This is a genomic window from Paenibacillus sp. RRE4 (assembly GCF_031844205.1).
Lineage (GTDB): Bacteria > Bacillota > Bacilli > Paenibacillales > Paenibacillaceae > Paenibacillus > Paenibacillus xylanexedens_B.
Map to the genome: position 1 here is coordinate 3,641,444 of NZ_JAUZUT010000001.1, position 12,482 is coordinate 3,653,925.

10 protein-coding genes are annotated in these 12,482 nt (G+C 46.0%); 5 read left to right on the top strand and 5 right to left on the bottom strand.

Annotation, left to right across the window (positions count from 1 at the left end):
• Positions 1 to 39: 39 nt before the first annotated feature.
• Entirely contained in the window at positions 40 to 1,605 is a 1,566-nt protein-coding gene (locus Q9R46_RS16360; RefSeq protein ID WP_311280759.1) for a glycoside hydrolase family 43 protein, read from the top strand.
• A 127-nt stretch (positions 1,606 to 1,732) separates the two neighbouring features.
• On the opposite strand, the gene Q9R46_RS16365 is transcribed toward Q9R46_RS16360, so the two are convergent.
• Positions 1,733 to 2,263: an NAD(P)H-dependent oxidoreductase gene (locus Q9R46_RS16365; RefSeq protein ID WP_311280760.1), complete on the bottom strand. Its 531-nt coding sequence runs from the start codon at positions 2,261 to 2,263 to the stop codon at positions 1,733 to 1,735.
• 198 nt (positions 2,264 to 2,461) lie between these two features.
• On the opposite strand from Q9R46_RS16365, the gene Q9R46_RS16370 reads away from it, so the two are divergent.
• The gene (locus tag Q9R46_RS16370; protein WP_311280761.1) at positions 2,462 to 2,830 is read left to right on the top strand and encodes a winged helix-turn-helix transcriptional regulator; all 369 of its coding nucleotides are present in this window, start codon (positions 2,462 to 2,464) and stop codon (positions 2,828 to 2,830) included.
• Between the two features lie 182 nt (positions 2,831 to 3,012).
• Entirely contained in the window at positions 3,013 to 3,732 is a 720-nt protein-coding gene (locus Q9R46_RS16375) for an SDR family NAD(P)-dependent oxidoreductase (protein ID WP_311280762.1), read from the top strand.
• 45 nt (positions 3,733 to 3,777) lie between these two features.
• Here Q9R46_RS16375 and Q9R46_RS16380 read toward each other — a convergent pair whose 3' ends face one another.
• Positions 3,778 to 4,806, bottom strand: coding sequence for a leucine-rich repeat domain-containing protein (locus Q9R46_RS16380; protein ID WP_311280763.1), 1,029 nt, complete (start codon positions 4,804 to 4,806; stop codon positions 3,778 to 3,780).
• A 229-nt stretch (positions 4,807 to 5,035) separates the two neighbouring features.
• On the opposite strand from Q9R46_RS16380, the gene Q9R46_RS16385 reads away from it, so the two are divergent.
• Together Q9R46_RS16385 and Q9R46_RS16390 are read left to right on the top strand one after the other, a co-directional pair.
• The gene (locus tag Q9R46_RS16385) at positions 5,036 to 7,108 is read left to right on the top strand and encodes a methyl-accepting chemotaxis protein (protein WP_311280764.1); all 2,073 of its coding nucleotides are present in this window, start codon (positions 5,036 to 5,038) and stop codon (positions 7,106 to 7,108) included.
• A gap of 93 nt (positions 7,109 to 7,201) precedes the next feature.
• Positions 7,202 to 8,386, top strand: coding sequence for an aminotransferase class I/II-fold pyridoxal phosphate-dependent enzyme (locus Q9R46_RS16390; RefSeq protein WP_311280765.1), 1,185 nt, complete (start codon positions 7,202 to 7,204; stop codon positions 8,384 to 8,386).
• A 109-nt stretch (positions 8,387 to 8,495) separates the two neighbouring features.
• Here the strand turns inward: Q9R46_RS16390 and Q9R46_RS16395 are convergent, their stop codons facing one another.
• The 3 genes from Q9R46_RS16395 to Q9R46_RS16405 all read right to left on the bottom strand — a co-directional run bounded on the left by Q9R46_RS16395 (position 8,496) and on the right by Q9R46_RS16405 (position 12,329).
• The gene (locus Q9R46_RS16395) at positions 8,496 to 10,544 is read right to left on the bottom strand and encodes an iron ABC transporter permease (RefSeq protein WP_311281047.1); all 2,049 of its coding nucleotides are present in this window, start codon (positions 10,542 to 10,544) and stop codon (positions 8,496 to 8,498) included.
• Between the two features lie 2 nt (positions 10,545 to 10,546).
• On the bottom strand, positions 10,547 to 11,548 hold the full coding sequence (locus Q9R46_RS16400; protein WP_154887873.1) for an ABC transporter substrate-binding protein: 1,002 nt from the start codon (positions 11,546 to 11,548) through the stop codon (positions 10,547 to 10,549).
• A gap of 238 nt (positions 11,549 to 11,786) precedes the next feature.
• On the bottom strand, positions 11,787 to 12,329 hold the full coding sequence (locus tag Q9R46_RS16405; RefSeq protein ID WP_311280766.1) for a CueP family metal-binding protein: 543 nt from the start codon (positions 12,327 to 12,329) through the stop codon (positions 11,787 to 11,789).
• Positions 12,330 to 12,482: the final 153 nt, after the last annotated feature.

Here is a 12,482-nt window from a genome sequence, read left to right on the forward strand (position 1 = left end):
CATTTTTCTATCGATTTTGACATTCCAGGAGGAATAGTTATGTGGAAAAAAATCGGGGTGCTCCTGCTCACACTTCCTCTGCTGTTAACATCATTGCCATTGCCCCCGCAGTCTGCCTCTGCGGCAACGTTTAACAATCCGGTCATTTATGCAGATGTGCCGGACAGCGATGTCATACGCGTGGGTAATACCTTTTACATGACCAGTACAACCATGCATATGAACCCGGGCGTTCCTGTTATGAAGTCAACGGATCTGGTCAACTGGAGCATTGTGAACTATGTATATGACACCCTTGGCAACGGTGATGCACAGAACCTGAATAACGGTCAGAACGAATACGGGCGCGGATCTTGGGCCAGTAGCCTTCGCTACAATAATGGCACCTATTACGTCGCATTCGGTTCGCTTTCCACAGGAAGGACTTACATCTATCAGACCAGCAACATCGAAACCGGATCATGGACGCCATACACGTTGAACAGTTATTACCATGATCCCTCCCTTCTCTTTGACGGGAATCGCACATTTCTTGTCCATGGCAGTGATAACATCAGCATCGTCGAGTTGACAGCGGATGCCAAGGCTGTGAAATCCGGCGGTCTGAATCAAGTATTAATTCCGAATGCTAGCAATATTGCCGGCTCCAACATGATTGTAAAAGCAGAAGGCGCACACATTCAAAAGATTAATGGCATGTATTACGTCTTCCTGATTGCCTGGCCTTCAGGTGATGGACGAATCCAGCTCGCCTATCGTGCGAACTCATTGACAGGGCCATATACCGGCAAAGTGGTACTCAGAGATTCAGGTATTGCGCAAGGAGGTATCGTGGATACCGCATCTGGTGCTTGGTATGGCTTCCTGTTTCGCGACCGAGGAGCCGTTGGACGCATTCCATATCTAGTACCGGTAACCTGGTCGGATAACTGGCCTGTATTCGGGGTGAATGGCAAAGTTCCATTGACGATGAACATGCCTGTGGAAGGACAGCCAGCCGCTAAAATCTTCGGTTCAGATGAGTTTAATGCGGCTTCCGGTACATCCACTCTCTCGAAGTTCTGGCAGTGGAATCATAATCCCGACCCGTCAAAATGGTCCTTGAGCCAGCGTCCCGGCTTCATGCGGCTGACCACAGGCAAGCTTAGCAAAAATATACTGGAGGCTCGCAATACGCTGACACAACGCACGTTTGGGCCAAAAAGTACAGGCATTACCGCCTTGGAAACGGCAGGTATGAAGGATGGCGATTATGCCGGCCTAGCCGCTTTTCAGGCCCGATACGGCTTTGTAGGCGTCAAGATGACAGGCAATACCAAGTCAATTGTTATGGCAAACGCCAGTTCCGGCACGATGACCGAAGTGGCAAGTGTGCCCCTGAACCAGAACAAAATTTATTTGCGGGTCATCTGCGACTTCACCAATCAGACCGATAAAGCCTATTTCGCCTATAGTCTGAATGGAACGAACTGGACAACCATTGGCAATACGCTGCAGATGTCATATACGTTGCCACACTTTATGGGTTATCGCTTTGCATTGTTTAACTACGCGACCAAATCTACCGGAGGCTATGCTGATTTTGACTTCTTCCGTGTGGAGTAAGCGTGATGAAGTACTGTTGATCTTTAGGATCAGTGTTTCGACTTAAAGTACACTTGTAATAAAACTATGGCCTGGAACTCCGCTATGTGCGGAACCAGGTCATTTTCATTGTTTTTATAAAAATATCTCACTTGAACGCTTTAATATATTGAATATACGCTTCAGCACTTTGGTCAATCTCTTCATCACTTGCCTGAAATGAGGCACCAAAGACAGCATAATGCGGCAGTGCCGTAACGCCCACATGATTCATACTTGCCTTGAATGGTGCAGTCAGCTCTTCGACACTAAAACCTACCGGCTCTCCTTTTCCGTAATTATCCTGCTGATCCCCAATGGTTATTGCCAGTCCCATCCGCTTTCCATGCAATCGATTGCCCTTCGATCCATAAGCCCATCCATGCGTGAACACATCATCCAGCCATTTTTTGAGCAGCGGCGGGTAACTATACCAATAGAACGGAAATTGAAAAATAATGTGATCATGTGACTCCAGTAGCTCCTGTTCGCGAGCAATGTCGATGTTCCAGTCAGGATAAGCTTCGTATAATTCGTGAATATTCACCTCATCTGCGTGTTGTTCCAGCTCCTTTTTCCAGCGGCGATTTACTCTTGAAGTTGTCATATTCGGATGTGCCAGAATAACCAGTGTTTTCATTGCAGGCCTTCCTCTCTCCAAAACAGGTTGATTTCTTTCCTTGATTACGGATCATTATCCGCCACGTCAGACCAAAAGAAAATACACACAATGAAGTAAGATACTTACCTCAAGGTGTGTATGGACTTCGGCTTTACAGTTATGAGAAAATAAATAGTTATCCCTGTGAACACGTAAATATAAAACGAGGTGATATGAATGAAAGAATATCGTTTGGGCATTGAAGCTACACTCGAAATCATTGGCGGCAAGTGGAAAGCCATTATCATCTGTTTATTAATGTCTGGTGTCAAAAGAACTGGAGAACTGGAGCGCAGCATGCCCGGCATTTCCCAAAAAGTACTGATTCAACAATTACGCGAATTGGAACGCGATGGTCTTGTCACAAGACAGGTTTATGAGCAAATGCCGCCCAAGGTCGAGTATCGGCTTACGGAATATGGTGTCACAGCGAATACGATTGTGGATGTGATGTGTACCTGGGGAAGAGATAATATTGCGCTCAGGCAGCAACGCGGAGAAGACATTGTGTTGTTATCTGATGAACAAACCGAGCTCGAAGAATGAAGCATCTCTCATCCAACCTTCATCTTCCATATCCCACCTATATAGTAGAATAACATTATAATTATTAATTTTGATGCAGGTTGGATTAATCCTTTAATATAGCTCAATTGATATGACTTATCAACCGAAGTATTCAAGAAGATTGAGTTTATCCTATCTATATCATCAGGAGGTTTTTACGTATGAAAAACTATATTGTATTTGGTGCCAGTAAAGGATTGGGGGACGCATTTGTCCGCGGGGTGCCCCAGGCAGGAGATAAAGTATGGGTTGTATCCCGTAGCAATCCAGAAAGTCTGCAACTGGAGGACGGTGTACAGAGAGTATGGATTCAGGCCGATCTCTCGGAGCTTCAGGCTGCCAAACAGATTGCAGAGCAGCTTCGTAACGAAACGTTGGATGTGCTTATTTATAACGTAGGTATTTGGGAAAAGGAAGGATTTGAGGAACACTACACCTTCGATCAGGATAAGCCTTCCGATATTCAAGAGCTGATCCATTTGAATATAACGTCCACCATTGTATGTATTCAAGCTCTACTACCTCAGCTTCGCAAGTCTGAAGCAGGTAAGATCATTCTCATCGGCTCCACAGCAGGTTTAAGCAATGCGGGTAGCACTCAGGTTTCTTTTGTTGCCTCCAAGTTTGCAATCCGTGGTATTACAGAAGCGCTTAGAGAACATACCCGGGAGGATCGCATAGCCGTTACTTGCATTAATCCGGGAGAGCTGGCAGCTGAAATTCCCTATGCAGAAGGAATGGAACGCGCACTATCCGAGTATGGCGGGACACGCATTCCGCTTCAAGACATGGTTTCAATTGTCCGGTGTATCGTCAGCCTGTCCAATGCTGCCTGTGTAAAAGAGATTAACGTACCTGCTCTTACCGATATGAACACGTAGTAAAAAAGGATAGATTTTATTTTATTGTAATGAATTCGCGTTGCTTCACATTAAATATCGGGATAGATGCTCGATCGCCATCGATTGTATTCGTTGTTGCTCAGGTATATGTTCATAGATGATATGTGACTTCTCCTGCTGGATGAGCTGTTCCCGTATAGCTGCAATGCGACCTTTATTAAAGTCAATAAAGCGGAAATCCACCTGCCGAAGCTGCTCAAGATCTGCCATTCTAGCAAAAGACGTTGCTTTGATGGCTGTGTTAATCTCTTTCAACTCCAAGACTTCCAGCGCACGGGCTGTCCATAAGCACTCGATATCCTGAAGCGACTTCATGTAAACCAGTTCAATCTGTTTGAGCCGGGGCATCTGCGAGAAATCACAACATTGTTCCAGCTTCGGCAAGGATACATGCAAATACTCAAGTCCGTGCATCTGCTCCAGTCCCTGAATACTCGTCAGCTTCCGCACCGAGCTAAGCTTAAGCATAGAAATGGTGGACTGTGCCAGTACCCCAAGCTCGCTCTTTAATTCACAATGATCAAGGGACAGATACTGTAGTTTCCGCAATTCTGTTAAAATCTCGAGACAGTCCACCTCACAGTTCAGGATGACGGTCTCCAGGCTTTGACATTTGCTTATCGCGGTCAGGCCGTTACATTTACCGTGCAGTTCAAGATACGTTAACTGTGGATAGTGCTCGATAAAACTCAGATCGATCGCTTTGGCGGGTGAATTCACTCTCAGAAATACCAGTTGCTTCAACGCTCCGAGTATTGTCAGATCCTGCACCTGTGCACAGTCCAGCTGTAAGGCGGACACATGTTTCAACTGCGCTAAACGTCCAAGGAAGTTTGATGGATATTTCGCTTTAATATCCGCATTTGATATGTGGAGAATCAGATCAGGCCTGGCTGCAAAAACGTTCATATCCAATTCGGTCAAATCCTCATACGTATCCACGCCAACACGAAAATGCACCGTCCCTCTGCGGCGCAAATGCTGCACAGCCTGGTTCATTTTTTCTTCGTTCCAGGGCATTCCCTGTATCGAAGCATGCCAAAATCGAGTCATTACCCTTCCCCCTGTTCTGGTTCAGTCCTGTTCACATCACGCATTATCAATCCCGCTCATTTCATTATAAACAACCTTCCCTAAATGAACCACTATATGCGAACTAGCGTTTCCTTACCGTATTCTTAATTTTTTTTAATTCGACAAAAATATACACAAATCTATATTATATGCCGACATATAACTCAGAAGTTTTGAACTTCGTATTAAGAATCCGGGGAGATGGAACATGTCAAACATTCTTAAAAAGTGGGGGAAAAAAGGGGCTCGTACATCCAGTATGGCGAACACACTGGCTCTTGTGCTACTCATCATCATTGTTGTCGTATTTGCTGTACTCGGAACATTCATGTTCACAAGTACACGTAACATTCTGGTTCAACAGCAGGAGTCCATGCTCCAGACCAAAACACAAGCGATTGTCAGTGAGTTCGATGCACTGTTTAAAGAAAAAGGCTCACTGGTCAAACAAATGTCCACTAACAAATTATTCAGGCAATACATAGAAACAACGAAGTCATCTTCAGAAGCAGCCACTTCTACTTATGCTGCTGAAACAAGAGATACACTTGCTAAAATTGTGGAAGCAGAACCTTCATTCGCTGATGCATGGATTGCGGGCATGGACGGAAAAGGCTTCTGGCTACAAAACGACGGTGTCGTTTCCGCACCGGATTTTGATATTCAGGCACGTCCTTACTACCAGCCAGTGAAAGATGCAGACGGACTTTACTATTCTGATCCGTACATTGATGTATCTGCAGGCAAAGTACTCATGGGTATTTTTTATCCAATCAAGGATGATAACAACAACATGATCGGTTTTGCTGCAGCGGATATTGCCTTTGAAGATATTCCGAGCATAATGGAGAGTTACTCTCTAGGTAGCACCGGGTATTCCATTTTGTTATCCAAGAGCGGTGAAATCCTGTACCATCCGGATAAGAACAAAGTGTTAAAGGAAAATATCAAGAACGCTACAGGTGATATGGGAGAAGTCGGCAAAAAAATGATTGCTGGTGAATCCGGTATTCAGCTGATGAACGACAATGGGGAACGTCGTTACATCGGATATGCTACAAGCAAGGATACAGGCTGGTCCGTAGGTCTCACCATTTCGGAGAAAGAAGTTTTATCAGAACTTAGGACATTCACATGGCTTACCCTTGGCGGGTTCACTGCAGCTGCAATTCTTCTGGTCATTATCAGTTATATTACTCTTCGTCGTCTATTGCGCACCATCCCGCAGCTGCTGAGTAAGATCAAACAGATTGAGCAAGGTGATTTAACCGTTGAATTGGATATCAAATCCAATAATGAGATTGGACAAATTGCGAATGGCCTGAATTCCATGGTGAAGAAGATTCAAGGCATGTTGCAAATTGTTGGCAATTCAGCTCAAGTGCTGAATCATTCATCCAATGACTTGCAGTCGATATCCTCCAGAACCGCTGTAACCATGAACGATACGTCTACGGCGATCAATGAAATTGCGAATGCAACCAATTATCAATCGATTGAAACGGAGAACATTTTACGTAAAACAGGCTCATTATCAAGCCAAATTGATGAAATTGCCGATGATGCACAAGCGATGGGGTCCATGGTGCAAACCTCTGTTGAACAAAGCAGTCAAGGACTTGCGGTTGTGGAGCAACTGTCCAAATGGTCAGCGGAGAACCACAGTTCCACTCAATCCATCTCCTCCATTATTCAGGAGATCGATCAGAGTCGGAATGAGATTTCCAGTTTTGTGGATACGGTAAAACAAATCGCATCTCAGACCAATCTGCTTGCGCTTAATGCTTCTATTGAAGCTGCACGCGCCGGGGAACATGGCCGAGGATTCGCTGTCGTTGCAGAAGAAGTTCGCAAGCTGGCAGAACAAACCGCTCTGGCTACAGAGGAGATTAACAAAAAAGTAAGTGTCATCGAAGAAAAAACATCCTTGTCTGTAGAACACACGATGCGAGGAATGAAAATTGCCGATGAGAACACCAAATCTGTAGAAGACACGAAGCAGGTTTTCTACAACATCAACAAAGATTTGGAAGAACTAAAGCTGCGTATGGCACAGATCACAAACAGCACCTCTAGTGTGCATCAGCACAAAGATGAGATTTTCCAGGCGCTGGAGATTATCTCCTCCACTACGGAAGAGAACTCTGCCTCAACGGAAGAAGTCAGCGCAAGCACACAGGAGCAGCTGGAAAGTATTCAACAAGTGGCCGATCTGTCCAATCAGTTGAATCGACTGTCTGCTAAACTGCAGGAAGAACTGAGTCATTTTAAAGTGCAATAAGCTGTACCGCCCTCCTGCTCTTCTCTTTTGTACGCGATCCATTTATTATTAAATACATGCGTACGAAGAGCACTGGAGGATGATGGATTGATCATGAGATTTGCAAAACGAATGGATCACTTTAGTGAAGGCATCTTCACCAAATTGCTGGAAATAAAGCGCCGCCGGCTGGAGAACGGGCAACCCGTCATCGATCTTAGCGTCGGAACACCCAATATCCCGCCCGCTCCACACATCATGAAAGCACTCGGTGAAGCCGCCGCTGATCCGGCCAATTACATCTATGCTGTAAACGACCAGAAGGAACTGCTTCAGGCGGCAAGTGACTGGTACAGACGGCGATATCAAGTCGAGCTGAACCCGGCGACAGAAATCTGCTCGCTGCTCGGCTCGCAGGAAGGACTTGCACACATTTCCCTTTCTATTGTCGACGAAGGGGATCTTGTTCTGGTACCTGATCCCTGTTATCCGGTGTTTGCAGATGGCCCTCTTCTGGCCGGGGCTGAGCTATATTATATGCCGCAAAAAGAGGAACATCATTATGTTATTCAATTACAAGACATCCCTGAGGCCATAGCCGAACGGGCTAAGTTCATGCTTGTATCGTATCCGAACAATCCAACAACAGCGATGGCTCCCGACTCCTTTTATGAGGATTTGATCGCTTTTGCCAAAAAGTACGATATTATCGTATTGCATGATAACGCGTATAGCGAGCTTGTGTTTGACCAACAAACCTGCGGTAGTTTCATGGCCTTTCCCGGTGCCATGGATGTAGGCATTGAATTTAACTCCCTATCCAAAACCTATGGACTAGCTGGAGCACGAATCGGTTTTTGTATGGGAAATTCGAAAGTTGTTTCCATGCTTAAAAAGCTGAAATCCAATATGGATTACGGCATGTTTATCCCGATTCAGAAGGCGGCAATAGCGGCCATTTCAGGTGACCAAAGTGATGTAGAGCGGGTAAGATCCATCTATGAAGAACGACGGGATATGCTGTGTGAAGGTTTTGCCAAGCTGGGATGGCCGATCAGCAAACCCGAAGCTACGATGTTCATTTGGACACGCATTCCCGCACATTACGATACGTCTGAGCAATTTGCTACTGATCTCGTCACACGGGCAGGTGTCATTGTTACACCAGGTAGCGCCTTTGGGCCTTCAGGCGAAGGATATGTCAGACTTGCTCTCGTTCAGGATATGGATCAACTGCAACAAGCTCTTCACTACGTAGAAGCGAGCGGTATGCTGATTCCTGACAAGTTAAGCAGGTAGATTGTAGTTTTTAGGATGTAGTGTGGCATGTGATACAGATTTGTTTTGAAACAAAAGTAAAAGCACCAAACCCTTCTGATTCGGGTTTGGTGCTTTTTTACTTCAACCTTCATTTTACTGCTTTGCGCCAGTTCGATCGGTACATCAGATACAGGAAGTATGGTGTACCGATAATCGCGATGAGAATGCCTGACGGTATTTCCGTTGGAGCCATCACGGTTCTGCCAATCGTATCTGCGAGCACCAGCATTACGGCTCCGGCTAGCGCGGACAGAAACATCGACTGTCTCAGTTTGTGCCCTGTCAGCAACCGAACCATATGTGGTGCAATCAGACCGATAAATCCAACCGTTCCAACACAAGCGACCGCTCCAGCCGCGAGCAGTACGCCCACAGTCATTGCCAATAAGCGAGTACGACGTACATTCACCCCAAGCCCGGAAGCGCTATTGTCGTCAAAGACAAGCAGTTCAAACTTGCGAGCAAGCCACCAGGCCACTGGTACCAAAATCAACAGGAATACAGCGATTACTTTGACCTGATCCCATGTACGGGCATACGTGCTGCCTGTCAGCCAGATATAACCGCTGCTGCCGTACACGGCACCGCGTACGATCAGAATCTGTATACCTGCGCCAGCAATGGCTGACATGGCAATCCCCAGCAATACAACGGCGGAAGGATTCAAGCCTTTTTTCCAAGAAAGAGAGAATACAACTGCAGCCGCAATGGCGGCACCTGCGATAGCGGCAACAGGCAACACATACATCGGCAACCCGGGCCATAGAATGAACACCATCATGGCACCAAGCCCTGCGCCGGAAGATACACCTACAATCGATGCGTCTGCCAGTGGATTACGAACGGCCATCTGGATCAGCACCCCGCTAATGGCGAGAGCCGCCCCTGCCCCTGCAGCCACCAAAGTACGCGGGATACGAAGCTGAACGATGCCAGAAAACAACCCATCTGACTGGAACAAACTCGATAACAGATCGCCTAGTGGAATACGCATTCCACCGAACATCGTACTGAGCAACAGCAATAGGACCGTAATGGCAGAAAACAGAATTGCGATCGGCGTGAAGGCAAAACGTCGTACACGTCCGCCTGTACTCATCGATGTCGTCATGCCAGCACCATTTCCTGTTTTCATGCGAGTCAGCACCAGCCAGATAAGCCATGGTGCACCAATAATCGCCATCACAGCACCGGTTGGCAATTCCATACTGGAGTTGTGTATCATTTTGGCAAGAACATCTGCACCTACCAGCAACGCTGCCCCCCAGATGAAAACACCCGGAATCAAAAGCCGATTGGAGCGAACACCACTCAGACGAACCAGATGTGGAGCAACCAGACCTACAAAACCGATAGGCCCGATTACACTTACGATCACGGCAGCCAGAATAACGGCAATGATCAGCCCGGCTGTTCGAGCAAGTCCAACTCTCTGACCCAAAGAAGAGGCGGTTGATTCATCCAGCTCCAACATATCCCACTGTTTGGACAGAACTAGAGCCAGAAGCGTTACGCCTGTGACCCAAGGCCAGACATAGTTCACACCTGTCCAGTCATTTTGGACAAGAGTCCCTGAACCCCAGAGAAATAAGCCTTGCGTTTCCATGGAGAAAAAAATATGCAAGGCACTTGTAAATGAACCTAGCACCATGGACACGATCATACCCGATAACGCTAGTCGTACCGGCGTTGACGTACGCCCACCGCCCATAAAATAAGCTGCGAACGCTGCAACCAATCCGCCCATAGCAGCGAAAAGAAACGGGGACTGGCTGAGTATAGATGGAAAAAGAATGGCACCAAGCACCACAACAAAATACGCTCCGGCATTAATCCCGAGTGTATCCGAAGCCGCAAGCGGGTTACGAGTGATCGTTTGTAACAACGCGCCGGCAACAGCCAGTGCACCCCCGGCCAGAATACCGATTACGGTGCGCGGCATCCGCAAATCCCATACCATGTTATGTTCGAGTGTGTCTTGTCTGTTTGTAAGCGCGCCCCAAACGTCATGCAACGAAATGGCCGCTTCCCCATAACACAGACTTACAAAAAAAAGCACGATAAGGGCGGTTAGACCGCCCCCATAGATGCTTATCATACGCCAGCTCGTGGCAGGCTTCGTTCCTTGTTGAGTCAGACTCATTTGGTAATCGCCTCAACCACGCCGTCTACCAACACCTTGGAAGATATCGGGCCGCCAAATGTCCATGTCGTACTTCCCAGTTGATAGATGCGCTTTTCCTTCACAAAGTTCAGACCTTTCCAAACGGAATTATCCTTCATCGCTGTGCCGAATACATCATCGTCTGGCTGTGTAATATAGATAAAATTGCTATCTTGCACGGTTGATAAGGATTCAATCCCAACTGTAGAGAAACCGTAGTTTTCAAGTTTGTCCGGCTGCCAGTCATTCACCATGCCAATTTTGTTCAACGTACCCACTACAACCGAGTTGTCACTGAACATGCGCAGGGAAGCTGCATTTTGATACGTGAATGCCTGTGTTAGTGCAAAGTGGAAGTTTTCTTTTCCGGCAGCTGCCAGCTTTTCTTTCGCTTCCACATAATGCTGATCCAAGTTGCTGAGTACTTCTTTTGCTTTATCTTCTTTGCCCAAAGCGGTTGCAATCGTATTAAAAATGGTCGTCATCTTGTCATAGTTGTAACCATCACCGTTATATGGATCAAACTCCAGTGTTGGAGCAATAGCCTTCAACTGCTCATATACGTTTGAATTGTTATCGGCATTAGCAATGATTAGATCCGGCTTCAGTGCTGCAATAGCCTCCATATTCGGCTCACTGCGTGTTCCGATATCCGTAACACTGTCATCCAGAGCAGCTTGATCGGTTACATAAACTTTATAATTGGCATTATCTGCGTTACCCACAGGTTGAACCCCTAAAGCAACAACATCCTCTGTATATGTCCATTCCAGTGTCACGACACGTTTAGCGGGCTTGTCCAATGTAAATTCCCCACGATTATCTTGGACAGTAACCGGTCCAGCAGACTCTTCAGCAGGAGCACCGCCTGAAACCGTATTTTTAGTTGGTTCTGTTGTTGTGGCATTTTTACCACATCCCGCCAGAACTAAAACAAATGCCATCATGATGAATAGTGCATGTAACCCTTTTCTCATATCTCTAATCTCCTCTATGTTTGTATGTATTTATATGATAACAATTATCATTATCACCTATGAACTTCTTTTTTGTCAACGTCGTCTCATAATTTTCACATTCTTAATTACCAATAGAAAAAGGAAAGACATGCCCCTTGAGGCTGCCTTTCCTTGTCTTTATTGCATCTTTATATCATCAGTTTTTATGTTGATCTGCTTATTCTTAGCTTGATGCTTGTGCGGGTTGAACCTCAGCTTAGATTAACTGCATTGTCGTGATACAGGTCTGATCCGTTTTGTATGTAGATAATTGTGTTTCAGCCACCTTCCCGCCGTGAACAATACGGATTGAATACGTTCTGTCACGCGGTACCCACAAATCCATAAATCCATTGGCACCGGACTTCAACAGTTCATCTTTCATCAAGGTGTTGCCTTCGGAATCATGAATCGTCACACTGAATTGTTCATTCGCCATCTCTCCTCGGCAACCCGTTAAACTGTGAATCTCACAGGGATGTGTCTGTTCTACATAAGGAGCAATGGAAAGAAAAAATTCGTCTTCCGGCAAATCGTAGGACGTTTCCTGGTTTCCCGCATCTGTCACGGTTAACGTTGTCGCACTGATTGAAGCAGACTTCAGTGTTTCCCGGCCTGTACTGATCTCTTCAACCAGCTTTCGGATATCCGGTGCATCCGCTAGTTCGGTCTTCTTTTGGCCCGCCGTATTCGCGATCAAGTATGTTCCAAGTATGATTACAAGTGCCACACTAGCAATAATCCATAACGATTTTTTCATTTGGCAACTCCCTTCTTATTGTTTTAATTATATAAGAAAAGGAGGGATCCCGGACGAATTCAACGGATCATTTCACCATATATTCACATTTTTGGTTCTTTGATCGAGTTCGAGAATTAGTTACTAAATATACAGCATTTAAACGAACAAGTG

Bases quoted from the DNA above. Each gene is read 5' to 3' on its own strand.
- Q9R46_RS16360 (WP_311280759.1), top strand. From the start codon at position 40: ATGTGGAAAAAAATCGGGGTGCTCCTGCTCACACTTCCTCTGCTGTTA.
- Q9R46_RS16365 (WP_311280760.1), bottom strand. From the start codon at position 2,263: ATGAAAACACTGGTTATTCTGGCACATCCGAATATGACAACTTCAAGA.
- Q9R46_RS16370 (WP_311280761.1), top strand. From the start codon at position 2,462: ATGAAAGAATATCGTTTGGGCATTGAAGCTACACTCGAAATCATTGGC.
- Q9R46_RS16375 (WP_311280762.1), top strand. From the start codon at position 3,013: ATGAAAAACTATATTGTATTTGGTGCCAGTAAAGGATTGGGGGACGCA.
- Q9R46_RS16380 (WP_311280763.1), bottom strand. From the start codon at position 4,806: ATGACTCGATTTTGGCATGCTTCGATACAGGGAATGCCCTGGAACGAA.
- Q9R46_RS16385 (WP_311280764.1), top strand. From the start codon at position 5,036: ATGTCAAACATTCTTAAAAAGTGGGGGAAAAAAGGGGCTCGTACATCC.
- Q9R46_RS16390 (WP_311280765.1), top strand. From the start codon at position 7,202: ATGAGATTTGCAAAACGAATGGATCACTTTAGTGAAGGCATCTTCACC.
- Q9R46_RS16400 (WP_154887873.1), bottom strand. From the start codon at position 11,548: ATGAGAAAAGGGTTACATGCACTATTCATCATGATGGCATTTGTTTTA.
- Q9R46_RS16405 (WP_311280766.1), bottom strand. From the start codon at position 12,329: ATGAAAAAATCGTTATGGATTATTGCTAGTGTGGCACTTGTAATCATA.